Source organism: Trichococcus sp. K1Tr (assembly GCF_028309625.1).
In the GTDB taxonomy this organism is placed as follows: domain Bacteria; phylum Bacillota; class Bacilli; order Lactobacillales; family Aerococcaceae; genus Trichococcus.
Genome location: NZ_JAQMHR010000008.1, coordinates 75,350 through 101,061, shown reverse-complemented (window position 1 = coordinate 101,061; position 25,712 = coordinate 75,350). Strand labels below are relative to the sequence as shown.

The window sequence follows — 25,712 nt, the reverse complement described above, 5'->3', positions numbered from 1 at the left end:
GTGAGGATTTGATGAGAAATGTAAGCAAAATGATGGTTCTGATTGTCTCTGTTTGTGTCATCGCGGTTTCATCCATCTATTATAATTATAAATTCGTCAGATACGACAGTGAAAAAATTGTTTTTGGCGCTACATATATGACAATGAACAATAGCTTTTATAAGGCCATAACAGATGAAATAGAAAAACAAATCAATGATCGTGGGGATATCTTATATACCCGTGATCCGGCTCTGGATGTCGAGAAACAAAACGAACAAATCAATGACTTGATCGAGATGGGAATTGATGTATTGATCATCAACCCCGTTGATTATTCGAAAGTGAATGAGTCTTTGAAAAAAGCCAAGGAAAAAGGCATCAAGATCATTGTCATTGATGCGCAGCTGGATGACGACACCATTGCCGACACGACGGTTTTGTCCAATAATTATGATGCCGGCGTGCAGTGTGCCAAGGATATGATGCGCAATCTGTCTTCGGCAAAGATTGTGCTTTTGAAACACAGCGCTGCTTTATCCTCTGTTGACCGGATCAACGGCTTTCTGGACACGATCAAAGATAATGACAATTACAAGGTTGTTGCAAGCGAAGAGTGTTTGGGCCAAACGGAAGTCGCGATGCCCGTCATGATGGAAATCATTGATAAAAAAATCGATTTCGATGTTGTCATGGCTTTAAATGACCCCAGTGCATTGGGTGCTTTGGCGGCAATAAAAGATAAACAAATCAATCATGAAGTACTGGTCTATGGCGTGGATGGTTCACCGGATATGAAAAAACTATTGATTGACAGTGATGAAGTCCAGGGAACTGCAGCGCAATCGCCTACTACGATGGGGGCAAAAGCGATTGAAGCAGCCTATAAAATTGTTAATTATGAACAATATGAAAAGTCGATTGTTGTGCCGGTTACCTTAATAACCAAGAACAACATCAGCGAATATGACATTTCGGGGTGGCAATAATGAAAAATTTAGGAACGAAGCATATAGCGTATATTCATAATTCCTTATTGCTACTGAATTTTATTATCGTATTGTTTAATGCCTCCATCTTTTTACTTTCAACTAAATACTTGCAAGCACATGGGTATGCCTCGGCTTTTTTGGAAAACCTGTCTTATGTGCCTCCGGCTCCGGAAAAGACTTTTTTTGGGGCGATTCTGTTGTTTTTGGTATTACTGGCGAGCATGTACTTCCGCACGAAAGACAGTTACATCGTTTATTGGCTGATCTATCTGGAAATTATCGTGATGATCACATTGATCATCGTTTTGAACGGCAGTTACAATGGCATCGTGTTGTTGGTGTTCGCAGATATTTTGTACAATACAAAGAAAATTAAATATTGGCCGGCACTGCTGATCATCAGCTTTGGCCTGCTGATCATCTCTGATTATGCCATTCTTTCGCTCATTGTCAGAATGCCATCGATTGAAACCTATATTAATTTTTATCCCAGCGGAGCCAGAACGTTGATCTTGTTCTTCAGAAACATCCTTGCTTCGCTGAATATCGTTGGCTTCATTTCTTTTCTGGCGACTTCTTTATTTGTCCAACAAAAAGAAAAACAACGGGTCGGAGAACAGTTGGCGATGGTCTCACGCGTAAATGTCGAATTGAAGAACTATGCCAATCTGACTGAAAAAATCGGCGAAGATAACGAACGGAAAAGAATCTCCAGGGAAATACACGATACGCTGGGCCATGCTCTGACCGGAATATCGGCGGGTGTCGATGCCTGCATTGCCATCATTGATATCGATCCGGAAAAAACGAAACAGCAACTGTTGCTGGTCAGCGACGTTGTCAGGATGGGCATCAAAGATGTGCGGCGTTCCTTGTATAAATTGCGCCCGGGCGTTTTGGAAGACAGCACGCTGAAAGATGGATTGACCAAAATGATCGCCGAGTATGAAGGCGTATCCAATCTGAAAATAGATTTATATTACAAATGGGATAATGTTGATATTGAGAATACCAAAGAGGACATTATTTTCAGGATGATCCAAGAATCGATCACCAATTCTTTGCGGCACGGGCATGCCACAGAGATTGAAATCAATATGTTTGTCTACGATAATGAATATGTCATCATCATCCAAGATAATGGGACGGGCTGTGAAAGCATTAAATGTGGTTATGGGTTAAAGCAGATGTGTGAACGCGTATCGATTTTAAACGGTACGATCAGATTTTCTGGCGAGAACGGTTTCCGGACTGCCATAGAAATACCGATCGAAAGGGGAGCAAATTATGATTAAAGTAATGATTGCCGATGATCAAGAGTTGATTAGACAATCCCTGGAAATTGTTTTATCGACCAAACCGGGTATTGAAGTTGTCTCTACCGTAGCTGATGGGTTTGAAGTGCTGGAAAGCATCAAAAAATGCCGTCCGGACCTTATCCTGATGGACATCCGAATGCCCAAGATGGATGGCGTCTACTGCACCAAGATGGTCAAGGAACAATACCCTGACATCAAAATCATTATCCTGACTACTTTTGATGACGATGAGTTTGTGTTCAGTGCCTTGAAATACGGCGCCAGCGGTTATCTGTTGAAAGGCGTAAGCATGGACGGTCTGCACCAGGCTATTCTGACTGTCGTGAATGGGGGCGCGATGATCAACCCGGATATCGCCACCAAAGTATTCAAAAAATTCTCGCAAATGGTAACCAGCAATTATGCGATCCAAGTGGATGACAAAAATGTTGCGGATATCTCCAACCGTGAAATGAAGGTCATCCAACAAGTGGGATTCGGCCTGTCCAACAAAGAAATATCGCAAAAGCTGTTCTTGTCGGAGGGAACGGTCCGGAATTACCTCAGCACCATTTTGTCCAAATTGGATTTAAGGGATCGGACCCAACTGGCCATTTGGGCAGTCCAAACGGGTCAAACGACAAAAGATTTCGGTAATGATCATGACTAAAATGAAAAAGGTATTCCTCGCATTAATCGGTTTTAGTCTGTTGATGATCTATCTGTTTGTCAGCTCTCGCCGGGAAATCACGATTACGCTGGGGATGTTCACCGGCAGCAATTGGGATGTCTACAATGCGGAAAGTTATAAAGTGATCGATGATGCCATCGAAAAATTCGAAAAGGAACATCCTAACGTAACGATAGAGTATAAGAGCGGCATCTTGAAACAAGATTACTCAGCCTGGTTGGCATCCAATATCGCCAGCGGGGAGCAACCGGATGTTTTTATGGTATTGGCTGAAGATTTCAATAAGTTGTCTTCATTGGGCGCATTGATGCCGTTGGATGAATTGATCAAAGCTAACAACGTAAGTACTGATATCTTCTATGAAAGTGCGCTCAGTTCGGGCAGTTACCAAAATACGCAATATGCCTTACCCTATGAGATCAACCCGACCATGATGTGCGTCAATCGCGATCTGTTGGAAAAGGAAGGTATCGCGATACCTGAGGGTAATTGGACGATCGAAGAATTTTATCAAATCTGTGCACAAGTAACCAAGGATACGGATGGTGATGGCACGATCGATCAGTATGGCTCCTATGGTTTTAAATGGCAAGATGCGGTCAATGGTTATGGCATCAGCTTGTTTGATGAGGAGGGTGCCTCAAGCAATCTGAATCAAAGCGATGTAAGGGAAGCTTTATCCTATATTCAAAAACTAAAAGATCTGAATAAAGGCTATCAAGTATCGTCAGAGGACTTCGATAAAGGCAATGTCGCTTTTTGCCCGTTGACGTTTGCGCAATACCGGACTTATCAACCATATCCTTATCGCGTCAGTAAATACTCTACTTTCAAATGGAGTTGCTTGGCGATGCCCGGGACAATCGCTAATCAAAAGACTTCCCAAATAGCCACCTCTTTGATAGCGATAAATTCCAAAACGACACAGCAACAATTAGCTTTTGAGTTTCTTGAAACCTTAACGATCGACCAAGAGATTCAACAGGAACTATTTGAAAATTCGCAAGGGGCTTCGGCTTTGAAGAGTGTGATGGCCAGCGACAGCACCAAAGGGCTGCTGGATCAGGATGCCATGAGCAATTATTCCTTAAAACAAGATGTACTGGATGATATCATCGAAAATGCGGTGATCGAACCGAAATTCAAAAAGTACAACAATATCATCGAAAGATGCGATTATCTGATCACGAATGCTTTGAATGAAAATAAAATTGATGATGAGCTGGTCGATATCGAAAAAGAAATCGATAATCTTTTAAAATAATCGGAATGACAAATGTCACACGGAGGATGAGGTCTGTTGAGCGCCGAGTAATCCGTTGGAGACTGCAACATAAATAGGGGCTGCATCAGAACCAGAACGGTATTTTCTGGCTTTGATTCAGCTTTTTTTTGTATGGGAATTGAATTTATGCGCAGAGATTCCCCGCCAAAACCCTTTTGGCGGGGAAAAACGTCCGCGGACAATACGAGATAGACCTCCAAACCCAATTTGGCGGGGAATTCCACCGCTAAACCGCAGTCCGGTAGTGAACAGTTTTAATTATTTCGTGTCAAATGTCACATGAATGTGTTGACACGCGACACGATGCAAGCGCTTCGATGGGTGGTATTCTTTAGAGGCTAATTGATATACGTGAAGGAGGAAAACAATTTGAAATATGTGGTTCTGGTAAGCCACGGCGATTTTGCGACGGGCTTAAAGACATCGTTGGATATGCTGGCTGGAAAACGGGATGATGTGATCGCAGTTGGATTGCCTGATGGGAAAACAGCAGATGAGTTTGCTTTGATGTTCAAGCAAGCTGTTCAAGCTGTGACTGGGGAGGATGAAATCATCTTGCTTGCTGATATTGTAGGCGGCTCACCTTTGACAACTTCATTGAATGTTTTAGCGGATGAAGGCAAACTTGCCAATACAATTACTATCGGCGGTATGAACTTGCCATTGGCTTTAACTTCCGTTTTGATGAAAGACAGCTTGGATAAAGAAACTTTTACCGCTACGGTCGTATCCGAAGCGAAAGCAGCTTTGCAGGAATTCAAATTAGAACAACCAGAAGAAGACGATGAAATTTAGAGGAGGAAAGAGAAATGACAGTATCATTTATTCGGATTGATGATCGTATGATTCACGGGCAAACATGTACGCGTTGGGCAAAAGAGTTCCCTTGTGACGGGTTGGTAGCTGTGAATGATAAAGCAGCTCAGAGTGACGTTTTAAAAGCGGCCTATAAGAGTGCCAGTGGTTTAAAAACGTTCATTTGGACCAATGAGGAATGGCAACAAAAAAATCAAAAAGTATTGGACAGCAAAGATCGCTATTTCCTGATCACCAAAGATCCTTTGGACATGAAAAAGATTTTGGTGGATCAAAAATTCAAACCCGGAATCGACACTGTAATCGTAGGTCCGTGCAATGACCGTGAAGGTGCTACGAAATTAGGGAATAACCAATCGATCACACAAGCAGAAGCAGAAGCCTTTGAAGAGATATATCAAGCTGGTTACAAAATTAAGTTTGCCTTGTTGCCTGATGTTTCGATCGGAACATGGGAAAATTTCAGAAGCAAATTCGGTTTTAAATAATAAAACAAAAGGGGAGAAGCAATCATGACAATCAGTTGGATTCAAGCAGCTATGCTAGGGCTGTTCGCCTGCTTATCAAGTATGCCTGGTTTAGGCGGTACATCATTCGGAAATTATACATTAGGTCGTCCTTTAATCGGTGGTTTAGTATCAGGCATTATTTTAGGCGATATCCAAACGGGTATTTTAGTCGGTGCTGCAATGCAAATCGTGTACATCGCATTGGTCACTCCTGGTGGAACGGTCTCAGCTGACGTTCGCGCGGTCAGTTATATCGGTATCCCGCTTGCGATGGTCGCTCTAAAAAGCTATGGCTTGGCGGCTCTTAGCGTGGAAGGTGCAGCATTGGCTACATCATTCGGTACGATGGTCGGGACTTTGGGTACCGTATTATTTTACGGAACTGCAACAGCTAACTTGGCATGGCAACACATCGGTTGGAAAGCGGTGGAAAAAGGCGAATTCCGTAAGCTATATGCAGTCAATATGGGCTTGCCTTGGATTTCTCATTTCTTCTTCTCCTTTATCCCAACCTTGATCATGTGTAAATTGGGAGCCGATGTTGTTGAGTTGATCAAAGAAACCTTACCGATGGACGGCTTGGCAATGAAAACTTTATTCACAGTCGGATCCTTGCTTCCTTGCGTCGGGATTGCGATTCTGTTGAAACAAATCGTTACCAAAGCAGTAGACTTTATTCCCTTCTTCTTTGGCTTTACGTTGGCTGCTTCATTAGGGATCAACTTGGTTTCAGCGACAGTGGTTGCGGCTATGTTTGCGTTAATCAACTATCGCATCAAACTGCTGTCATTGCAAAGAGTGGTTTCAGTAAGCGGCGATGAAGAGGAGGACATTTAAGATGATGGCTAAGGAATTAAGCAAAAAAACATTGACGAAATCTTTTCACAACTGGTATTACGGAAACCTGACCTGTTTCTCCCAAGAACATATGCAAACATTTGGCTATCTATGTTCGATGCTGCCGATCGTTGAAGAACTCTATGATAAAAAAGAAGATCAAGCAAAATCGATGAAGACCTATACTGCCTTCTTCAATACGGAACCACAAATAGGTACAGTCGTAGTCGGTATCACAGCAGGGTTGGAAGTTGCTCGTGCCAACGGGGCAGCGGATGTTGATGATGAAACGATCAATGGTTTACGTGCTGGTCTGATGGGTCCTTTGGCAGGTATCGGTGATTCTCTGATCGTTGGAACGTTGATTCCGATTCTACTCGGTATCGCACTGGGCTTATCTACGGATGGCTCACCCTTAGGCGCAATTTTCTACATGATCGTGTGGAACCTGATTGCCTACTTCGGGATGAAATTCCTTTACTTCAAAGGCTATGAACTAGGCGGTAAAGCTGTTGATTTCTTAGTAGGACCACAAGGGTTGGCGTTACGTGAATCGATCACTTTATTAGGCGGAATGGTCATCGGGGCGGTTGCAGCTACTTGGGTAAGTGTCAAAACATCGTTCGCGTTGATTGGATCAGACGGAAACAGCATTTTGACGCTGCAAGACAAATTCGACTCCGTATACCCAGGCTTATTGACTGCTTCCTTTGTAGTAGGCTGCTGGTATTTGCTGTCCAAAAAGAATATGTCACCGATCAAAGTCATGTTGATCTTGGTAGTCGTTGCCTTTGTCGGCGTATTGGTTGGATTCTTCAACCCAGGATTGTCTTATTAGTATCTAGTATTATTGTCTTGGCTGACTGACCTTGATAAATTTAAAACGAAATATCCCCATAAGTCGCGTTGTATACGCGGTTATGGGGATTTTTTTTTTAGTTTGGAAATAAACAGTTGAAACTTCTCGCATAAAAAACGATCTCAAAGCCTTGCTGCTGTAGTATCTGTAAGCGCAAAAAAGCATGAACCTTTTCGGTCGGGTATAATTGAGTCACAACGAAACAATTATTAACGCAGTTAAATTCAGTACTTAGTCTGATGAATGAACAAGGTCAATTGGCAACGGGTGGCTTGTATGGTTATGCCCCGATGAGCGTGAAAAGTTGTAAAGTGGTGTATATAAACATGCGTTGTCGAAGAGAATTGAGAGGGAGTGGAAATATGCATGCAACTTTAACATCAGAAATTTCTCAAAATATCGTAAATCGCACGATGAAAATACTTCCGTATAATGTGAATGTTATGGATAACGAAGGTAAAATCATAGGATCTGGGGACCCGAAAAGAATATCCATGAAACATGAAGTAGCGGTTGAAGTTATCCGCAAAAAGCAATCCATAGAGGTAAAATCAGAAGATGCTCTTCCATGGGGAGGCGTAAAGGAAGGTCTGAATTTACCGATTGTAATAGGGGATGAAATTGTAGGTGTAGTAGGGATTACAGGGAAATTAGATGAAATTAGAGGCTATGGCGAGTTAGTGAAAATGACAGCTGAAATGATTATTGAACAATCAATTCTTGAGAAAGAACTTCAACTTGATGAACGCATCAACCGAGAAGTTATCACACAATTGATAAATAAAGGGTATAAATATGACACCCTGTTCTATAAAAAAATCAAAATATTACAGTTAAACTTGAATGAACCAAGGGTGGCTATTGTAATCAAAGGCAATACCGATGAATTGAGATTATTAAGCCGCTTAACAGATATGCTGAAGGAATTAATTGAAGAACACGATTTATATACCACCCTGTTCACAGGAGAAATGGTGATACTAAAAAAAGTAAGTCTCAATGACGGGATTTGGAATGAAGAAAAAACATTGCAAGTTTTGAAAATTTGGTTAACGAAGTTAGACAGATTGGGATTGGAAATATCAATTTCCATTGGCAGTTTTTATAGTGAGCATAAAGAATGGTGGAAATCATACGAAGAAGCAAAAGACGCTCTAGTTGTTGGAGAAAAATTAAAAGTCACCCAAAGAATTTTTCAGTTTCGAGATGTTTCTTTATATGTACTTTTATCAAAGATGATCCCTACTATAAAGGAAAATTCTATTTTCCGGGGTTATGATAAGCTGAAACTGAATGATAAGAACCTAGAATTACAAAATACATTGGATTCCTATATAAAAAATAGTGGTAACAGCAAGCAGACGGCTGCTGAATTGTATGTCCATCGTAATACTGTCCAATACCGATTGAGTAAAATTCATGAGATTACAGGAAAAAATCCTTTTTTTTATTCTGATTTATTTGAATTATATCTGTCATTGATTGTTGATAAATTAGATTAGATACAAAAAATGGAAAATTGCACAATAAATTCATTTGGAAGCGCTTCTCATTTGTGCTGTATGCTAATGCTTCCGGAAAGTGAAACGGTTACAATTTGTGTATTGAAATTTGGGGAGGAATTATTAATGGATGTGCAAGTAAGTGCTTTAGGAGCAATAGTGGGCTTGATAGTAGCTATTTTTTTGATTTTTAAAAAAGTTCCACCGGTATATGCATTATTTAGCGGAGCGCTGATCGGAGGGTTATTAGGCGGTGCTACTTTGGTAGAAACCGTCAGTTTGATGAATCAAGGAGCGCAAGGAATTGTCACTGCAGTTCTAAGAATACTATCTGCTGGTGTTCTGGCAGGAATACTAATAGAGTCAGGTGCAGCTTCATCTATTGCCCAAACAATCATAAAAAAATTAGGTCATTCAAAAGCTCTGTTTGCCTTAGCTTTAGCAACGATGTTGCTTACGGCAGTAGGTGTGTTTATTGACATAGCAGTTATTACTGTTGCTCCTATCGCAATGGCGATAGCCTATAAAACAAACATGTCAAGAACGGCTATTTTATTAGCAATGATTGGCGGAGGCAAGGCTGGGAATATTATTTCGCCAAATCCAAATACGATAGCAGTATCCGAAGCTTTTGGTGTACCTTTAACAAATGTTATGTTGGCGGGAGTCATTCCTGCTGTTTTCGCAGTGGTTGCCACTTATTTTATCGCTAAACGTTTAGTGTTGAAAGGAAGTTCCATTTCCGAAAAAGAATTGTCGGAAGAAACGCAGTCAGTTCCTTCTTTTGGGAAAGCGATTGTGGCGCCTTTGGTAGCGATTGTTCTGTTGTCATTAAGGCCGATTGCCGGTATTGCAATTGACCCAATGATTGCATTGCCAGTCGGAGGAATAGCCGGAATAGTTGTGATGGGAAAATTTTCCTCAATCACAGCTTATACTATTTCGGGATTAAATAAGATGTCTGGAGTAGCTGTATTATTGTTAGGGACGGGGACACTGGCCGGAATAATCAGTAATTCGGCGTTGGGTGAGGTACTGATCAGCGGGATTGAAACAATGGGCTTGCCTGCCTATATGCTGGCTCCAATTTCAGGGATATTCATGTCAGCTGCAACAGCATCTACTACATCGGGAGCTGCCGTAGCAAGTAGTGTCTTTAGTCAAACACTATTAAAAGCTGGTATCAGTAACATCGGAGGAGCAGCTATGGTTCATGCGGGAGCTACTGTATTGGATCATTTGCCGCACGGGAGTTTCTTCCATGCAACTGCGGGAAGTGTCACGATGGATTTTAGAGAAAGACTAAGATTAATTTCTTATGAGTCTCTTATAGGGTTGATCATTACTGTGATTTCTACACTTATTTTTGGAGTATTTAACTTATTTGGTTGATGAGATGAAAAAGATGGCCATTCATCAATAAGTAAAGCGAAGTATCTCACTGAGACGAAAACGATTTGGAGAAAGATAAAGGAGAGTGACTGATTACATGAAAATTGTTATCGCACCAGACTCATTTAAAGAAAGTTTGACAGCATTAGAAGCAGCTAATGCTATTGAAGAAGGATTTAAAAAGGTATTTCCTGATGCCGAATACTTAAAAGTTCCGATGGCCGATGGAGGCGAAGGAACGGTACAGTCTTTGGTCGATACAACAAATGGTAAAATTCAGACGCTCACTGTTCATGGCCCATTAGGAGAATTGGTAGAAGGATTTTACGGCATTTCAGGAGATGGGAAATTAGCCATTATTGAAATGGCGGCAGCTTCAGGTTTGGACTTGGTTAGCCCTTCAGAGCGAAATCCGTTGATCACATCCACATGGGGTACCGGGGAATTGATTCAAGATGCTATAAACAAAGGGGTAAAGGAAATTTTGATTGGCATAGGAGGCAGTGCGACCAATGATGGTGGTGCTGGAATGATTCAGTGCCTGGGCGGTAAACTCTTGGATAAAGAAGGGCAACAAATCGTTCCTGGTGGAGTCGGCTTGGCTGATTTAGTTTCGATCGATCTTTCCGAATTAAATCCCAAATTAAAAGAAGTTGAAATCAAAGTAGCTTGTGATGTGGATAATCCTTTTACCGGACCTAAAGGCGCTTCTTATATTTACGGGTTTCAAAAAGGCGGAACGGCTGAGCAAGTAGAACAACTCGATAAAAATCTGGCACATTTTGCCAGTTTGATTCGCCAGTATCTGAATAAGGACATTGAGTTTGTTGCTGGGGCAGGAGCAGCTGGCGGTTTAGGCGGTGCTTTGATGGCCTTTTTAGACGCTAAGCTGCAAAATGGCGGCGAGTTGGTAAGCGAACTGGTCGGTTTAGCAGAAAAGATTTGTGATGCCGATTTGGTGATAACGGGTGAAGGCGGAATAAACCACCAAACGATTTATGGGAAAACACCCATTTGTGTAGCTAAAATTGCTCAAAAATATCAAGTCCCAGTCATCGCTATTGCAGGAAGCTTGACTGGTAATTACGAGACAGTCTATGAACATGGAGTGACGGCGGTATTCAGCATTCTTTCTGAGCTCACTTCATTAGAGACAGCGTTGGAGATGGGATATGAGAATATAAGAAAAACAACACAGAATATTGCGTCAGTTATTCAATTAAGTCAGAGCAGGCTTTGAAAAATAAAATTAAACATCCGTAAAAAGTTCAATCGGCAGCTTATTCAAAAAGTTGCTGATTGGATTTTTTTTATTGCACTGACTTTTTCAAAATCTGCAAGTGGTACTGTTTTCGTTGAGTTTATGATTTCAGGCGGAAAATTCAGTACTTAGTCCGACGCCTTTGTACGCAACAGGGATTATAATGTAAGGGAAAGAGAGGGGAAAGGCCATGAATTTCTTAATGAATCTGATTTGGTTTGTGTTGGGTGGTTTCATCAGCTTCATTTCCTGGGTTGTGATCGGTGTTTTGTGGTGCCTAACGATAGTCGGGATCCCAATCGGTATGCAATGCTTCAAGTTCGCGGTGATGGCGGCTGTGCCGTTCGGTAGGGAAATCCGCATCAGCGAAAGCGGCACGTCTTTAGTGTTGAATATAATCTGGATGCTGTTGGGCGGCTTGGCATTGGCTGCTGAGGAAGTCATCCTGGGCATCGTCTTCTGTCTGACTATCGTAGGCATTCCGTTCGGGCTGCAGCACTTCAAACACGCCAAGCTGGCATTGTTTCCGTTTGGGGCGGAAATCTATCGGGTTGCATAACAAGCAATATCATTGTCGGATGAGTACGTTACCGAAGACTCTATTTTAAAAAGCAATGAGGCCCTTTATTTCCAGTCAATCACTGGGAATAAAGGACCTCATTTTTACGGTTCAATGCAATAATTAATTTTGCGTAATGCCATTTACGATTTGGCTCAAACCCTCATTGATCGGGGTTGCTGGACGGCCAAGGAGTTTTTCGAAATCATTGCTCTCAACATCCAGGGAGCCAACTCGAATGCTTCTCTGGATTTCAACAAGGATAGGGATGACGAAATCCGGCACGCCAGCGTCCTGCATAATAGCGGCGTAGGTAGCGTCATCGACTTGTTGTACAGTTACTTCTTTGCCCAATACACTTCCGAGAGCTGCCGCTATTTCTTCCTGAGTCAATACCTTGCCGGAAAGCTCGTAGATTGTATTTTCGTGCCCTTTACCGGAAAGTACAGCAGCCGCAGCCTCTGCATAATCTTGCTGAAGAGCCCAGCCCACCTTGCCGTTTTCTGCTGATGTGACCCATGGAGCTCCTGCCAGGACACCTTGAATTCCTGAAATTTCATTCTCCAAGTACCAGTTGTTGCGCAAGAAGGAGTAGGGAATCCCAGTTTTCAGAATTGCTTCTTCTGTGGCCTGATGCGTTGGGGCGAATAAGTTTTTGCTTGCCTGTGCATTCGCTAAACTGGTGTATGCGATGAAGGAAACGCCGGCACGCTCTGCCGCAGCTACCGCGTTGGCATGCTGGCGAATTCTTGTTTCGTTATCCCCATCCGCGGAAACAAGCAATAAACGATCAACGCCTGCAAAAGCAGCATCCAGTGTTTCCGGGTGATCAAAATCCCCTTGGCGGACTTCCACGCCACGAGCCCTTAACGCTTCCGCTTTCTCTGGGTTACGAACACTGACGGCCAATTCACTGGCCGGTACAGTCTTCAACAGATTTTCTACAACCTTTGTTCCGAATTTTCCTGTTGCTCCCGTTACTAATAATTTCATTTTGCATCTCTCCCTTTCTTTTATTTACTTATTTAATGTAAACTAATAGTATAGTAATAGACAGATTTTTGGAAGTAGGCACTTTTTTATTACCTAGTCACAAAAAAAGGACTAATACGGAAGGGAGGCGTTTATTATGGCAAAAAGTCGGTTTGGGGAACCTGTAGGGGATCAAATAGAAGTTTGCCCCGTAACGCAAACGCAGGACATCATTGCAGGGAAATGGAAAATCATCATCCTGTGGAATCTGAGCACGCAGACGAGAAGGTTCAATGAACTTCAACGGTTGTTGCCAAATATTTCAAAAGGGATCTTAACAAGACAATTGCGGGAATTGGAAGAAGACCAGATGGTTCATAGAGAGGTCTATAAAGAAGTTCCGCCGAAAGTGGAATATTCCTTAACACCTTTGGGGCAAAGCTTTATTCCGATACTGCAGAGTATGGGCGAGTGGAGCAAGAAAAATTTGGTGAGCAAATAAAAAGTTGAAGTGATGGGGGAATCAGCCCCCTCTTTTAGTTTGGATAATTTGATAGGCTGATTGAACAACTGGCTGTAAAATAATTGATGGTCAAAGGTATCTGTTGACAGGTTCCTTTTTCTTGCGTAAGCTTTGATATATATTTCAGCTTAGGGAAGGAATATGGCTGAAAGGAGCGGATATGTGGAAGCGGTATCAGTTTGTTTGGATAGCGAAATCACACCGATACGGCGAAACTTCATTTTTTTACGAGGGCTAAACACACACGTATGGGTGACCGATCGCTAGCTCGCCGTTTTGTGGAAAAACTGGGAAAAGCAAAAAGTACAAGGAGGCAAAAATATGATTGTTGAAACGATAAAATTGTATCCGGAACGGGAAGACGTCACGCTGACGACTTATGTACTGCAGGATTCGCCGGAATTATTGGACGGCGCAACGCGTCCGGCCGTACTGATCTGCCCTGGCGGCGCCTATCTTTCCTGTTCGGATCGGGAAGCTGAGCCCGTGGCGATGCGGTTTACGGCGATGGGCTATCATGCTTTTGTGCTGCGCTATTCTGTTTACTTGGATAAGCACGAACCTTACGAATCCATTTTCGAAGGAGTTGAAAGGCGCGAGCATACGGTCTTTCCGGCAGCGATCCGGGACATCGGCAAAGCTATGCTGACGATCCACAAGAACAGCGAAGCATGGTTGGTGGATATGGATCGGATCGCTTTGTGCGGCTTTTCGGCTGGTGCGCACAATGCCGCGATGTATTCGGTCTATTGGGACAAACCGATTCTGACCGATCATTACCAAGTGTCGGAAGAAAAACTTCGTCCCGCTGCTACGATTTTGGGCTATACGTTGAGCGATTATCTGTTCATGAAAGCGACCGAAAAGGATGAAATGGGCACCCTTCTGTTTGATGCCTCCGTAACGTCGCTGCTGGGAGAAGCGACCCCTAGCGATAAAACGCTGAAGGAAGTGAGCCCGGCGTTGTTGGTGACCGAAAAAACACCGCCGATGTTCCTGTGGGCCACCGCATCCGACGCACTTGTTCCGGTCGGGCACACGTTACGGATGGGGATGGCTCTTTCGGAGCGCGATATCCCGTTTGAGATGCACGTATTTGAAGAAGGTCCGCATGGATTGAGCCTTGCCACGCAGGCTACAGCCAACGCTAAAACGTTGGTAGACCAAAATGCCGCCAAATGGATCGACCTGGCGGACGCCTGGCTGCTGAAACGCTTCAGTCTCGATTTGCAGGATAAAACCGAGTGGGATTAGGAACTGTGCTGGTAAGATCCTGGGGGGGAAAGATGAATAAGAGAAAATTACTCATCGTTTCGGCTTCTCAGGTAACCAATTAAATGTGGGAAAAGCGCAAAAAAGTTAAGGGAAGCCTCGTTATTTCGAGGCATTTCCTTAACTTTTCTTTTTCATCCAGATTTGTTTTCAAGGAACCTTAAAACCCATGCCGTTCGACTTCCAACAGCGCAAAAGTTTTCGCTTCTACGTCGTATTCGTACTTGAAGACGCAGCAGTTGGTGATGCCGTTCTTCACTACTTCACGGGGATCCTGCCATGCGCGCAGGAAGTGGATGCAGGCGCCGGCATGGGAAACGGCGAGCACGTTTTGATGATCATCCTGTTCCATGATTTCGGTGCAAGTACGGACCATCCGTTCCATTACCTGGTCGCCGGATTCACCGCCGTACTGCACAAAAAAGGTGCTCTTGTCTTTGGGATTGAGGTCTTCGCTCTCGCCTTCAAAAGTGCCGAAATGCATCTCCTTCAGTCCTTTCAGGCGTTTATAAGGCATCAATTCGTTCGTCACGATTTCCAGTGTATCACTGGCGCGCTCGGCGGTGGAGCTGTAGGCATGGTCGAGATCGATATCATCAAAGTAGGCACTGGCGATTCCGGCTTGCTGGATGCCGAGCTCCGTCAAAGGCGAATCGCAGGCGCCCTGGATTTTTCTGCGGACATTGAAAAGCGTCTGGCCATGGCGCATCAAGTATAAGGTTTTTTTCATATGGAATCCTCCTGAATTGTGAAGCGTATGCATTATCATTATACTACTTGCTTCGGGTGATACGTCAACAACAATGAGGTTTGTCCTCCGGCGAACGAAGGCTATGCCGGAGGACGCTTCACATTATAAGTCTGTGCTCCGATTAGAATAGGCTTGCCGGAGAAGAACATGCAAGGTACCGCTGTCCTCCGGTGGGGGAACTCTCGCCGGAGGAGCATTTTCAGCGCGCCCTCCGCAGGTAATCTGTCGTCCAAATCTTCCAGCTAAACGATTGGGATGGGCAGTTTCTTTAGCCTTATCAGGAGTTGAAGCATTTTTTCTTCAGAAATCCGAACGACCAGGTATAGGTGACGTACGGCAGTGCAAGCATCGACAATGCTGATTAAGGCCTAGTATTGTATAATGGAAGCAAATCAACTTATTGTCAATGGCCCTATGACGTTTTGGAGGGGATCAATGATGTTAAACAGAAAATACAGGACTAAGATCCTGTTTGCAACGTTGCTTCTGACGTTTTTTGCAACCGGCTGTACGAATGAATCGACTACAGAAACCATAGTCGGAGATTCGGCTTCAGCCACTAAAGATCCGACAAAATTGGACGCATTCTATATTGCTTTTTCCCCCGGTTCAGACGAAACGGAGCGGACATTCAGCTGGCATACTCCGAAAACGAACAAAGAAGGTTTCGTTGAGTTGCGTTTGTTGGATGAGGAAGGCAATGTTCTATCGACTGAAATTTTTGAAGCGACGGTTGCGGATACGCAGAGCGGTTATTCTACGCACGAAGCGTCCGTTTCCGGTCTGGAACCAAACCAATTCTACACCTACCGCTTCGGGGACGGCTATCGAGCCTGGTCGGAATCCTACTCTTTTCGGACCCAAGAAGCTTGGGACGGGGCATTCAATTTACTTTTCTTCGGCGATCCGCAGATTGGGGCCGGCGACGGCACGCAGATCGATGCGGATGGATGGAACAAGACAGTGACGGTTGCGACGGAGATGTTTCCTGATACGGATTTCCTTGTATCGGCGGGTGATCAGGTGAATATCGCCAACAATTTGAACCAATATGACGGCTACTTCTTTCCGGAAGAACTGACCTTCTATCCGATCATGACCCTAATCGGCAACCATGATTACACGCCTTTTGCCGATTATTTCAATCCGCCCAACGAGACGGGGCTGGGCGCGGATGATGCCGGCAGTGACTTTTATTTTACCTATGGGAACACGCTGTTTATCGCCTTGAACACCCAAAGAAACAATATCGAAGAGCATCGGGAAGCAATGGAATTGGCTATAGCGGAAAACCCGGAGGCTACGCATCGAATCGTGCTGATGCATAAATCCATCTACAGCAGTGCCGATCATGCGCGCGATGAGGATGTGTTGGCTTTCCGGGACGGATTGGTGCCGGTCTTCGATGAACTTGATATCGATGTGGCTTTGATGGGGCATGACCATGTCTATGTGCGAACCTATCAGATGAAAGGCGATGCGGTCGTTGAGGAAATCGCCTACGATGAGGCAGGCGCCGCTGTCGATCCGGAAGGCACACTGTATTTGACCGGTAACTCAGCTTCTGACTCCAAATATTACGACATGCAGGATTCCTCCGTCTATGAACGCTATGCGGCCGTTGCGCTGCAGTTGGAGGAACCGACTTTTATGAATGTCGAAGTGACCGACGATTCCCTGACTTTCACAACCTATAAAACCGCCGATCAGTCGGTTGTGGATGCTTACAGTATTGTGAAGACGGTTGGAGATGAATGAGCGGGAAAAGCTGGATAGTCTTTTCGTTGCCTGCGGGGAGTTTCCCTTGAGGGCAACGTTTTATTTTTGCGCCAAAATAAAGCCATTTTTTACCGAAAAATGGTATAGTGTCAGTGCGTGCATCATCAAATCAGAGTTGAAGGAGAAAAGAGGAATATGTGTGAACTTAAGCCAAAGCCAAAATCTTACCCAAACGCAGACACAAAAGCAAACGCTTTCCCAAACGATGCTGCAAGGAATCCATATACTTCAGTTAGGTACTCTCGAACTGCACGATTATCTGAATCAGAAGGTTTTGGATAATCCGTTTCTGCAGATGAAAGTAAGGGAGTCGCGGGTTTCCAGAAGAGGCAGTCAAGCCAATGATTTGAGTTGGATACCTGACCGTAAACAATCCCTTTATGAATATATTACGGAGCAAATTATGCTGACTTATCGGGATACCTACCTCCGCACCTTGATTGTTTGGTGGATTAACCAATTGAACGATAAGGGGTATGTCATCAAAAGCATCGAAGAAGCTGCTGCTGAAACGAAGGCCACCCCGATCCAAATGATGGATGCCTTGACACTGCTGCAGCAACTCGATCCGCCTGGCATCGGGGCGCGTAACCTGCAGGAGTGTCTGATGCTGCAGACGGAACGGCGGGAGGATGCACCCGATATCGCTTATATCGTGTTGGAAGAGTCATTTGATGATTTGATCAACAGAAAATGGGGCGCCATTTCTAAAAGATATGCGGTAACATTAGAAAATATCCAATCCGTTTTCGATTTTGTCCAGCATCTGAATCCTTCTCCCGGGTCAGCATTCCAAACCGACGAGCAAATCTCGATCAGACCGGATATCATTGTCACCATCAAGGATGCACAACTTCAGATAAACGAAGCCCGCTACGGTGTGCCGATCCTTTCCTTCAATAAAGCCTACGCAGAGGAACTGGAGCAAATGAAGGACAAGGAAGTCGTTAAGTATGTCAGGGAAAAAAAGAAAGAGTACGAATCGCTGCAGGAAAATTTGTCGCTCCGCAGTGAAACGATTTTGCGCGTGAGTACGGCAATCGTGCACAGACAGGCAGCTTTTTTCTTTGATGAAGCGCATCCGCTTGTTCCACTGCAATTAACAGACCTCGCCGAGGAATTGAATCTGCACGAATCCACCATCAGTCGCGCAATAAACGACACGTATGTCCAAACAGATTCGGGTCTCTATGAACTGAAGTACTTCTTGTCCCGGAAAGCCAAATCGGGAAATGAAGACGCCATCTCCACAACGTCGGTCCAACAGATGATCCAAAAACTGATTGAGGAAGAGGACAAGCACAAACCGCTGTCCGATCAGAAAATAGTCGATCTGTTGGTCCAAGAGAAAATCGATATCTCGAGGCGGACAGTGGCCAAGTACAGGACGGAGCTCAACATCCCAGCCACCTCGAAGAGGAAACGGTTCGATTGAATTGTAGCAAGCAACAGAAAGGAAGGGAATTGTGAAAAGTAAAAGACTACATTTGATTGTTTTGGACTCTGTTGGAATTGGAGTGGCTCCCGATGCGGCAGCTTGCCCGGATGCGAGCGTGAGATGATGGAACTATTGCAAGAACTCTTTCATGTGAAAGAGAAAGGGAGTTCTTTACGGACCGAACTGTTGGCGAGTGCGACTTCCTTTTTCTCTATTGTGTATATTGTGGCCGTCAATGCGTTGATTTTATCTCAAGCCGGTATGGATTATAATTCGGTTGTGATTGCGACGATACTGACAACGGCCGTCAGTAACATTCTGATGGGCCTGTATGCCAATTCACCCTTGATACTTGCCCCGGGGATGAGCGACAATGCTTTCTTTACCTATATCTTGGTCGATGCCTTTGCTTTTACTTGGCAACAAAGTTTATCGATTATCTTTATCGTCGGGCTACTCTTCTTTCTGTTGACGCATTTCAACGTGGTCGATCAACTCCTTCGCTCCATCCCGGTGACTTTGATCAAAGGGATGAGCGCGGGAGTCGGCTTCTTCCTGATATTCCTTGGTTTGAAGAACGGCGGCATCATCGTATCCTCAGAGGGTACAATCGTGGCACTGAATAATATTTTTCAACCGGTGCCGTTGACGCTCTTGGCAACGCTGCTGGTCGGGCTGATCCTGTTCGTCAAAAATGTAAAAGGCAATTTTTTATTAACGATTATTTTCGGTGTTCTCATTTCCATTGCTTTAGGGGTAACGGACATCAGCTCCTTTTCCTATTCCTTTATCGATCTGGGTTCTTTAGAGCCGTTTGTCTTCCAACTTGGTTTTTCGGGCGTTCTGTCGATGGACTACTGGGTTACCGTATTTTCTCTTCTGATTTTGGTCGTTTTCCAGAACTTAGGGACACAAGTCAGTTTTTTGACATCCGAACAACCGAAAGTATTGAAACGAACGCTGGAATCGAATGCTTTATCAGTGATGATTGCCGGTTTGTTGGGCTGCAGCTCCACCTGCACAAGTGCGGAAGGCGCAACGGGCATCGCTGTAGGAGGAAGAAGCGGATTGACATCCTTTATGGTGGGCGTTTATTTCCTGTTCACCATCGCGTTGATTCCCTTCATTGCCCTTATCCCGCTGGCGGTCATCTCGGCTTTGCTCATCATTGTAGGGTCCTTGTTAGCGGCCAACAATCTGAAGGGCATCAATTTTGATGATTTCACGGAATATTTTCCGGCTATCCTGATGGTGCTGATGATGGTGTTGACGTTTAATATCGCGGATGGTATCGGCTGGGGGTTTATCCTGTATACGTTCATCAAAGTGTTTTCGGGTGATCGACAAGCGGTATCAAAAATGATGTACGGATTGACGGGTATCTTTATTCTGTATTTCGTTTTGAAATTTATTTGAAAAAGGCAAAAAGCTGGTCTCTTTTGGAGATCGGCTTTTTGCTTTTTGATCGAGACGCAGGGGTGCGGGTCTTAGCTTATGCGGAGTGAATCGCTGTGCTCACCGATTCATCACCGATAAAAAACTGTACAGGAGGGTGAGATTGTCGAATAGTGGACGGCTATTCGACTAATTAACCTCAGCGTAAGGTGAAATTGTCGAATAGGTGAAATCATTCGACAATTCGATTACAGCATGGAACGGAATTGTCGGATGTTGCAGTGACATTCGACAATTCTCCCCCAACGTAAGACGAAATCCGCGAATGTTGGAGGTCTATTCGGGAAACCGGCCGCGCCACACTTTAATATTTTTATTTCGAGCCGTTTTTTTATTATGTAGCCTCATTTCCAATACTGTGTTCACGCTACTGACAATACCTTTAGCATCGCTGTTGAGGAGGCTGAGATCCCCGGTCATGACTTCATAACGACTGTCTTCGTAAGGGGCATCGTTTTTCGCGGCCGTGCAGATCGGATAGGTCGTTCCTTCTGCGGGCTCGAGAATTTTTTCGAGGACAATCTTATGTTGCCAATCATCGCCGAAGTCATAGGTGTAACGCGCCTGATCCTTCTCCACCAGAAAATGATCATGCAGACGCTCCTCTGTTTCGGAGAGGTAGGTCTGTTCATCATCAAAAAAGAGACTGTCGAAGGGGGATGAGGCTTCTTCATCAGATTCGATGACGACGTTTTTCTGGCGGATGCCGTTCGATTTCTGGATCCTGAATTCGTGCAGATGGTCATCCTGCCAATCGAACAGGATCTGGATGATTTTGTGCAACTCCAGGAAAGTGCTGGAGCTGTTGACCTGCACCTTCCTCCAGACAGGCACGCCGACGTTTTCAAGCGTGATCTTGAAGGAGTAGATTTGTGGCTGCTTAGGTGCGGCTGGCTTTTTCGATTTTCTGGAGGATGGATTCAATAGCTGTGTTAATTCATCCATCTGCCCTTTTATAATGTCATAGCTATCTCCGCGTTCGGGAGACCGTTCAATGAGTTGGTTGAGCTCTGCCAAGATAGCCTCTGCGGGAGTTAATGTTTTTCTGAAAGTGACTGTGTATTCATCTGGAATATCCTGAACGGAAATGTACGTTGCCGCGTCACCGGGTTTCTTGAAGTAGTCCTTGAGGGGTGTGCCATTTTCATAGAATCTTTCATCGAAAAGCGAGGTATTCTCAGAGTCTTCGTTGTAAACAAAGGGATCTTCAGACACTTGGTCAGGGGCAGGTTGCGGCTGAATCGAGATGCCGGACTGCTTTTTTCCGTTGGAGCGCATGATCTGGAAAGAATGATTTTTGGGAGCCTCTTCCTGGAGGACTTCCAAAATATCTTGATACAGTTGCTCGAATGTGGAACTTTCCTCAATCCGGATTGTGTGTGAAATCGGTTCGGTCAGCAGATTTTTTTCTATCGTCATTTCGTAAATCACGTAAGAGCCTCCTTGGCAAAAATAATTGCCGCAATTTGGGTGTCAGTATCCCTATCATAACCAATAATGGGGTTGGGAAGCAACCTGATATTTTGCGGATGAGCATACCAGAAAATAGTTATATCAGTATAAAAAGTTGCCGTTTAAGCGGCCGTATCAAGGGGCATGAAAGTCAATTTTGTGAAATATTGATGACGAATTCACAAAATTGTTTCAGTGTGTGTCTAGGTGTATGATAGGTATATCGAAAGGTTGCAATCGTTTCGTATACCCATTTGTTTTTTGAGCACTGTCCCTTCGGATTTGTCATTCAGAGGAATGGAGTGTTGAAAATGACCAGAAAAAAAGATCAGAGAATGGTCCAAAGCAAGTTCATCTGCCAAGAATGCGGAGCGCAGATGGTGCTTTACCGCAAAAGAGCAGAGCAGCGTAAATTGGGGCACGTCAAACATATGTATTGCCCGAGTTGCAAGGAAACAAAGGCCTTCACGGAAATCAAGGATTGGGACCGGAATGTTGTTTTTTGGGAAGATTATCAAAATGCGCTATTGACCGAAGCGGAAACGGACGAACTCTGGGATTCACTCTGGACGCGCAGTTCCGAATCATTGTTACATGGTTGAAAGGGAGGCGGACAATAATGGATGAAGACAATATTTTTGAGAGTCATGAATTTGAGGCAAAAGCTGATTTTGAAATGGACTGGGAAGACTTGTTGGAAGAACTGAGCGATTATGAAATACCTGAAGAGAGATTGAGTGAATTGGCTGCTCAGGATGGTGGCTTTCCGTTCCTGGAACTGCATTTCCAAGAACTGCGCTATCTGAATTTGATGGATGAACAGCTCTATGTCGGAGAAAACGAATCTGCAGAATTCTACACAAGCATGGCGAACACATACGGCACCAGGGTAATCGATGGGATCGAATATGCCCTCATGGATGACTTCGCCTATCATTATTTTCATGAAATGATGACGGTTGAAGCGGTGGACCGCCAAGGCAGGCAGTTCGTCATGGTCTACGGCATGCCCGATAACTGGGAGGAAATTGAGAAATATGTAGAGGAAAAGGTCTGGGATCCCAGTGAGGAGGATGAAGTGGCGGCAGCTGATGGAACCGAGACGTGGGAACACCCGGATATGGTCATCAGCATGATCGATTTCCGCAACGAAATCATCAATCGGGCAGCGCTTGAGTTGCGAAAAAATGGCTTCCCATTGGACCTGAATTTCCAGTCCAAACGGATGTTCATGGACGATGTGCTCATATCGAGGGCGATCACACTTCAGATGCCGGGCATAATCGCGGCTTTTGAAAAGATCTCCGCAAACTTCAGTGATGTCGACCACATTGGGTTTTCGATGGATGAGAAAAGGATCCGCATTTTTTACACCGACACGGACGAAACAATCGACCATATGCTTTCGGCTTGCGGAAAGATAGCGCACGGATCGGCAAAAAAGACCGGAATCGGTGAGGTTTTTTATGATACTTTCTTGGATCGGGTCGAACGCGCATTGTTCGAACTGATCTTCCTTGTCAACAAACCGACAGATGAGTTGGCTTTCGTGAGTGGGGTCGCGAGGCAACAATTGGATGCTATCCGGGCAGGTGAACTGGAGTTGGGGGAACTGACCTTGGACCAGGTCAACCGGTTGATGCTCAGCTTTCCGGAACTGTTGAATTTGGAATGGCTGTTCGTTTAAGAAAGTGAGGTTGTTAACGCTCAATCAATCCCCTTAGAGCTTCGTCGTATTCAGCCATGGATTCAATCACACATGCTAAAAATGTTTCCGAATCATTCGTTTTCTGATTTTGTTGTCGGGAAAGAAGGGTGCTTCGCGCATCTGATGAGAGTCGAATGATCCTGGCGGATGCTCTTTTGGCTGAGAACCGATTTATCTTTTTCATACTGTTCACGCCTTTCGAAGAAATGGATTTTAGTTATTCATAGCTTATCAGAAAAACCTCACGATTGTATCAATATTTTTCGTTTTCACCAGAAAAACGCTTGTAAATCTGCCGTTATAATGGTACATTCTCATTATAATCTAATGTTCGGAAGAGAGAAGGGAATCAGCATGAATTATGTATTTATTTCACCCCATTTTCCCAGTAATTTCAAGAATTTCGCGGTCGGTCTGAAGAAGGCGGGCGTGCATGTTTTCGGGATCGCCAGCGAACCTTACGAGTTGTTGGATACGGACTTGCGCGAGAGTCTGACCGAGTATTTCCGCGTCCATAATATGGAAAATTATGATGAAATGCTGCGCGCGGTGGCTTACTTGACATACAAGCACGGCAAAATGGACCGAATCGAATCGCACAATGAATACTGGTTGGCGCAGGATGCGCGTCTGCGCACCGATTTCAACGTGTTCGGCTTCAAAAATGAGGATATGGCCTTCGTAAAACTGAAGTCCGCCATGAAAGCAAAATTCAAGGAAGTCGGTATCCGGGTGGCACGCGGGCGTGTCATCGGCGACTATCAAGATGCCCTTGGGTTATGCCACGAATACGGATTTCCGGTCTGCATCAAGCCGGATTCCGGTGTCGGTGCGGCGGATACACACAAAATTCGTTCCGAAGAGGAACTCGGGCACTTTTTCCACGTGAAGAACCCTTATGAATCCTACATTCTCGAAGAATTCATCGACGGAAAGATCGTCACGTATGATGGTCTGACCGATGCCGCGGGGAATATCCTTTTCGATGCTACTCTGGTGTACGAAAAAGCTGTGTTGGAAATCGTCGAAAATAATGCGGATATGTTCTACTATGTCGACCGCAATATGCCGGAAGATTTGCGTGAAATCGGCACCAAGCTCGTGCAGGCTTTCAATGTCCGCGAGCGTTTCTTCCATTTTGAGTTTTTCCGATTACCTGACGGCAGCCTTGTTGCCCTGGAGGCCAACCTGCGTCCGCCTGGCGGGCATACGATGGACATGTGGAACTGGGCGAATGACGTCGATCTCTATGCCGCTTATGGCGAACTGGTCGCGACCGGAAATTTCACGGCGCAGATGCATTTTCCTTATTACTGCTGCTACGTCAGCCGCAAGGGCGTCCATCCTTACCGCTTCACACATGAGGAAGTGATGGCCCGTTACGGTGGCAACGTGGTCCTGTTTGAAGAAATGCCGGGGATTTTTGCGGCTATTATGGGGGATTTCGGCTATGTGATCCGTGCGGCAGAATATCAAGAACTGATGGACATTATCCATATGATTTCCGTAACCGAATAGACTGGGGGAAATAAGATGCACGTAGAATATTCATCACAATGGAGCGGTCACCTAAACCGTGAGATGCGTTTCAATCGCTATGGACATGCTGGTAAACCGATCATCGTCTTCCCATCATCCGGGGGAAGCCACAACGAATACGCGGACTTCGGCATGATTGAAGCTTGCCAGTGGTTCATCGACCAAGGCTTGGTGCAGTTTTATACGCCGGACAGCATCGACAACGAATCGTGGCTGTGCGAATGGAAAAGTCCATACGACCGCGCCAACATGCACGAACGCTATGACCGCTACATCATCGAGGAACTGGTGCCGCACATCAAGCATCAGACGAACCATCAGGGACCGATGATTGCGACCGGCTGCAGCATGGGCGGCTACCACAGCCTGAACTTTTACCTGCGCCATCCGGACGTTTTCGACAGCGTCATCGCGCTGAGCGGGCTCTACGATGTCCGTTACTTCTTTGGAGACTACCATGACCGCAACGCTTATGAGAACTCCCCGATCGACTACCTTTGGAATCTGAACGACGGCTGGTTCCTGGATAAATACCGTTCCGGAAACATCATCGTTGCGACCGGCCAAGGCAACTGGGAAGAAGTCAGCATCAAAGACACGAAGAAAATCGAAGAAGCCCTGCGCTTCAAGAACATCCCCGCCTGGATCGACTTCTGGGGCGAGAACGTTCACCACGACTGGGAATGGTGGCGCGTCCAGATGCCGTATTTCCTGGGCAAACTGAACGAGCAAGGCAAATTGAATTGATGAAAAATCTGTCCTTCCGGCATTTTACCGGGAGGACTTTTTGTTGCGTGACGATGGATGTTGTGGGGGGCGGGCCGTCCGTCTTTTTTGAGCGTA

The 25,712-nt window shown here is 44.8% G+C and carries 24 protein-coding genes; 21 read left to right on the top strand and 3 right to left on the bottom strand.

All coding sequences use genetic code 11. The annotated features are described in order from the left end of the window. Positions 1–11: 11 nt before the first annotated feature. From PH235_RS12010 to PH235_RS11955, 12 genes are all read left to right on the top strand, one after another. Positions 12–968, top strand: a complete 957-nt coding sequence (locus tag PH235_RS12010) for a sugar ABC transporter substrate-binding protein (protein ID WP_272162606.1) — start codon at positions 12–14, stop codon at positions 966–968. Positions 969–1,168: 200 nt separating this feature from the next. Further along, the gene (locus tag PH235_RS12005; RefSeq protein ID WP_443080883.1) at positions 1,169–2,266 is read left to right on the top strand and encodes a sensor histidine kinase; all 1,098 of its coding nucleotides are present in this window, start codon (positions 1,169–1,171) and stop codon (positions 2,264–2,266) included. Then, positions 2,259–2,939 (top strand): response regulator transcription factor, encoded by a 681-nt coding sequence (locus tag PH235_RS12000; RefSeq protein ID WP_272162570.1) that lies wholly within the window; start codon positions 2,259–2,261, stop codon positions 2,937–2,939. Before PH235_RS12005 ends, PH235_RS12000 begins: the two co-directional genes overlap by 8 nt. After that, positions 2,932–4,224 carry an ABC transporter substrate-binding protein gene (locus PH235_RS11995; RefSeq protein ID WP_334223642.1) on the top strand — a complete coding sequence of 431 codons (1,293 nt, stop codon included), beginning with the start codon at positions 2,932–2,934 and terminating at the stop codon, positions 4,222–4,224. The genes PH235_RS12000 and PH235_RS11995 overlap by 8 nt, the downstream gene beginning before the upstream one ends. A gap of 390 nt (positions 4,225–4,614) precedes the next feature. Beyond that, positions 4,615–5,040 carry a PTS sugar transporter subunit IIA gene (locus tag PH235_RS11990; RefSeq protein ID WP_272162568.1) on the top strand — a complete coding sequence of 142 codons (426 nt, stop codon included), beginning with the start codon at positions 4,615–4,617 and terminating at the stop codon, positions 5,038–5,040. A gap of 14 nt (positions 5,041–5,054) precedes the next feature. Then, on the top strand, positions 5,055–5,549 hold the full coding sequence (locus PH235_RS11985) for a PTS system mannose/fructose/N-acetylgalactosamine-transporter subunit IIB (RefSeq protein WP_272162567.1): 495 nt from the start codon (positions 5,055–5,057) through the stop codon (positions 5,547–5,549). A gap of 24 nt (positions 5,550–5,573) precedes the next feature. Continuing rightward, positions 5,574–6,407, top strand: a complete 834-nt coding sequence (locus PH235_RS11980) for a PTS mannose/fructose/sorbose/N-acetylgalactosamine transporter subunit IIC (RefSeq protein WP_272162566.1) — start codon at positions 5,574–5,576, stop codon at positions 6,405–6,407. A gap of 4 nt (positions 6,408–6,411) precedes the next feature. Continuing rightward, positions 6,412–7,245, top strand: a complete 834-nt coding sequence (locus PH235_RS11975) for a PTS system mannose/fructose/sorbose family transporter subunit IID (RefSeq protein ID WP_272162605.1) — start codon at positions 6,412–6,414, stop codon at positions 7,243–7,245. A 383-nt stretch (positions 7,246–7,628) separates the two neighbouring features. Beyond that, positions 7,629–8,768 carry a CdaR family transcriptional regulator gene (locus PH235_RS11970; protein ID WP_272162565.1) on the top strand — a complete coding sequence of 380 codons (1,140 nt, stop codon included), beginning with the start codon at positions 7,629–7,631 and terminating at the stop codon, positions 8,766–8,768. Between the two features lie 126 nt (positions 8,769–8,894). Continuing rightward, positions 8,895–10,160 (top strand): GntP family permease, encoded by a 1,266-nt coding sequence (locus tag PH235_RS11965; protein ID WP_272162564.1) that lies wholly within the window; start codon positions 8,895–8,897, stop codon positions 10,158–10,160. Positions 10,161–10,257: 97 nt separating this feature from the next. Next, positions 10,258–11,400 carry a glycerate kinase gene (locus PH235_RS11960; RefSeq protein WP_272162563.1) on the top strand — a complete coding sequence of 381 codons (1,143 nt, stop codon included), beginning with the start codon at positions 10,258–10,260 and terminating at the stop codon, positions 11,398–11,400. A gap of 211 nt (positions 11,401–11,611) precedes the next feature. Next, entirely contained in the window at positions 11,612–11,980 is a 369-nt protein-coding gene (locus tag PH235_RS11955; RefSeq protein WP_272162562.1) for a YccF domain-containing protein, read from the top strand. Between the two features lie 123 nt (positions 11,981–12,103). On the opposite strand, the gene PH235_RS11950 is transcribed toward PH235_RS11955, so the two are convergent. Beyond that, entirely contained in the window at positions 12,104–12,973 is an 870-nt protein-coding gene (locus PH235_RS11950) for an SDR family oxidoreductase (RefSeq protein WP_272162561.1), read from the bottom strand. A gap of 136 nt (positions 12,974–13,109) precedes the next feature. Here PH235_RS11950 and PH235_RS11945 point away from each other — a divergent pair, with 136 nt between their 5' ends. Together PH235_RS11945 and PH235_RS11940 are read left to right on the top strand one after the other, a co-directional pair. Then, the gene (locus PH235_RS11945) at positions 13,110–13,454 is read left to right on the top strand and encodes a winged helix-turn-helix transcriptional regulator (protein WP_200831811.1); all 345 of its coding nucleotides are present in this window, start codon (positions 13,110–13,112) and stop codon (positions 13,452–13,454) included. A gap of 342 nt (positions 13,455–13,796) precedes the next feature. Then, on the top strand, positions 13,797–14,729 hold the full coding sequence (locus PH235_RS11940) for an alpha/beta hydrolase (protein WP_272162560.1): 933 nt from the start codon (positions 13,797–13,799) through the stop codon (positions 14,727–14,729). A gap of 178 nt (positions 14,730–14,907) precedes the next feature. Here PH235_RS11940 and PH235_RS11935 read toward each other — a convergent pair whose 3' ends face one another. Next, complete coding sequence (locus PH235_RS11935; protein ID WP_272162559.1) at positions 14,908–15,477, bottom strand: histidine phosphatase family protein; 570 nt, start codon at positions 15,475–15,477, stop codon at positions 14,908–14,910. Between the two features lie 456 nt (positions 15,478–15,933). Between PH235_RS11935 and PH235_RS11930 the strand changes: the two genes are divergently transcribed. The 3 genes from PH235_RS11930 to PH235_RS11920 all read left to right on the top strand — a co-directional run bounded on the left by PH235_RS11930 (position 15,934) and on the right by PH235_RS11920 (position 20,131). Further along, entirely contained in the window at positions 15,934–17,256 is a 1,323-nt protein-coding gene (locus tag PH235_RS11930; RefSeq protein ID WP_272162558.1) for a purple acid phosphatase family protein, read from the top strand. A gap of 160 nt (positions 17,257–17,416) precedes the next feature. Continuing rightward, a complete protein-coding gene (gene rpoN / locus PH235_RS11925) occupies positions 17,417–18,712 on the top strand; it encodes an RNA polymerase factor sigma-54 (protein ID WP_272162557.1) in 1,296 nt (431 codons plus the stop codon). Positions 18,713–18,835: 123 nt separating this feature from the next. Beyond that, positions 18,836–20,131, top strand: a complete 1,296-nt coding sequence (locus PH235_RS11920; protein ID WP_272162556.1) for an NCS2 family permease — start codon at positions 18,836–18,838, stop codon at positions 20,129–20,131. Between the two features lie 315 nt (positions 20,132–20,446). Here the strand turns inward: PH235_RS11920 and PH235_RS11915 are convergent, their stop codons facing one another. Beyond that, entirely contained in the window at positions 20,447–21,601 is a 1,155-nt protein-coding gene (locus PH235_RS11915) for a plasmid pRiA4b ORF-3 family protein (protein ID WP_272162555.1), read from the bottom strand. 332 nt (positions 21,602–21,933) lie between these two features. Between PH235_RS11915 and PH235_RS11910 the strand changes: the two genes are divergently transcribed. The 4 genes from PH235_RS11910 to PH235_RS11895 all read left to right on the top strand — a co-directional run bounded on the left by PH235_RS11910 (position 21,934) and on the right by PH235_RS11895 (position 25,616). Beyond that, positions 21,934–22,224 carry a hypothetical protein gene (locus PH235_RS11910; protein WP_272162554.1) on the top strand — a complete coding sequence of 97 codons (291 nt, stop codon included), beginning with the start codon at positions 21,934–21,936 and terminating at the stop codon, positions 22,222–22,224. Between the two features lie 17 nt (positions 22,225–22,241). Beyond that, positions 22,242–23,309 (top strand): hypothetical protein, encoded by a 1,068-nt coding sequence (locus PH235_RS11905; RefSeq protein ID WP_272162553.1) that lies wholly within the window; start codon positions 22,242–22,244, stop codon positions 23,307–23,309. A 375-nt stretch (positions 23,310–23,684) separates the two neighbouring features. After that, positions 23,685–24,848, top strand: coding sequence for an ATP-grasp domain-containing protein (locus PH235_RS11900; RefSeq protein WP_272162552.1), 1,164 nt, complete (start codon positions 23,685–23,687; stop codon positions 24,846–24,848). 15 nt (positions 24,849–24,863) lie between these two features. Next, a complete protein-coding gene (locus PH235_RS11895; RefSeq protein WP_272162551.1) occupies positions 24,864–25,616 on the top strand; it encodes an esterase family protein in 753 nt (250 codons plus the stop codon). Positions 25,617–25,712 lie beyond the last annotated feature (96 nt).

Bases quoted from the DNA above. Each gene is read 5' to 3' on its own strand.
- PH235_RS11905 (WP_272162553.1), top strand. From the start codon at position 22,242: ATGGATGAAGACAATATTTTTGAGAGTCATGAATTTGAGGCAAAAGCT.
- PH235_RS11900 (WP_272162552.1), top strand. From the start codon at position 23,685: ATGAATTATGTATTTATTTCACCCCATTTTCCCAGTAATTTCAAGAAT.
- PH235_RS11935 (WP_272162559.1), bottom strand. From the start codon at position 15,477: ATGAAAAAAACCTTATACTTGATGCGCCATGGCCAGACGCTTTTCAAT.
- PH235_RS11920 (WP_272162556.1), top strand. From the start codon at position 18,836: ATGATGGAACTATTGCAAGAACTCTTTCATGTGAAAGAGAAAGGGAGT.
- PH235_RS11940 (WP_272162560.1), top strand. From the start codon at position 13,797: ATGATTGTTGAAACGATAAAATTGTATCCGGAACGGGAAGACGTCACG.
- PH235_RS11910 (WP_272162554.1), top strand. From the start codon at position 21,934: ATGACCAGAAAAAAAGATCAGAGAATGGTCCAAAGCAAGTTCATCTGC.
- PH235_RS11965 (WP_272162564.1), top strand. From the start codon at position 8,895: ATGGATGTGCAAGTAAGTGCTTTAGGAGCAATAGTGGGCTTGATAGTA.
- PH235_RS11955 (WP_272162562.1), top strand. From the start codon at position 11,612: ATGAATTTCTTAATGAATCTGATTTGGTTTGTGTTGGGTGGTTTCATC.
- PH235_RS11895 (WP_272162551.1), top strand. From the start codon at position 24,864: ATGCACGTAGAATATTCATCACAATGGAGCGGTCACCTAAACCGTGAG.
- PH235_RS11930 (WP_272162558.1), top strand. From the start codon at position 15,934: ATGATGTTAAACAGAAAATACAGGACTAAGATCCTGTTTGCAACGTTG.
- PH235_RS11995 (WP_334223642.1), top strand. From the start codon at position 2,932: ATGACTAAAATGAAAAAGGTATTCCTCGCATTAATCGGTTTTAGTCTG.
- PH235_RS11975 (WP_272162605.1), top strand. From the start codon at position 6,412: ATGGCTAAGGAATTAAGCAAAAAAACATTGACGAAATCTTTTCACAAC.
- PH235_RS11970 (WP_272162565.1), top strand. From the start codon at position 7,629: ATGCATGCAACTTTAACATCAGAAATTTCTCAAAATATCGTAAATCGC.
- PH235_RS12000 (WP_272162570.1), top strand. From the start codon at position 2,259: ATGATTAAAGTAATGATTGCCGATGATCAAGAGTTGATTAGACAATCC.
- PH235_RS11945 (WP_200831811.1), top strand. From the start codon at position 13,110: ATGGCAAAAAGTCGGTTTGGGGAACCTGTAGGGGATCAAATAGAAGTT.
- PH235_RS11960 (WP_272162563.1), top strand. From the start codon at position 10,258: ATGAAAATTGTTATCGCACCAGACTCATTTAAAGAAAGTTTGACAGCA.
- PH235_RS11950 (WP_272162561.1), bottom strand. From the start codon at position 12,973: ATGAAATTATTAGTAACGGGAGCAACAGGAAAATTCGGAACAAAGGTT.
- PH235_RS12010 (WP_272162606.1), top strand. From the start codon at position 12: ATGAGAAATGTAAGCAAAATGATGGTTCTGATTGTCTCTGTTTGTGTC.
- PH235_RS11985 (WP_272162567.1), top strand. From the start codon at position 5,055: ATGACAGTATCATTTATTCGGATTGATGATCGTATGATTCACGGGCAA.
- PH235_RS11980 (WP_272162566.1), top strand. From the start codon at position 5,574: ATGACAATCAGTTGGATTCAAGCAGCTATGCTAGGGCTGTTCGCCTGC.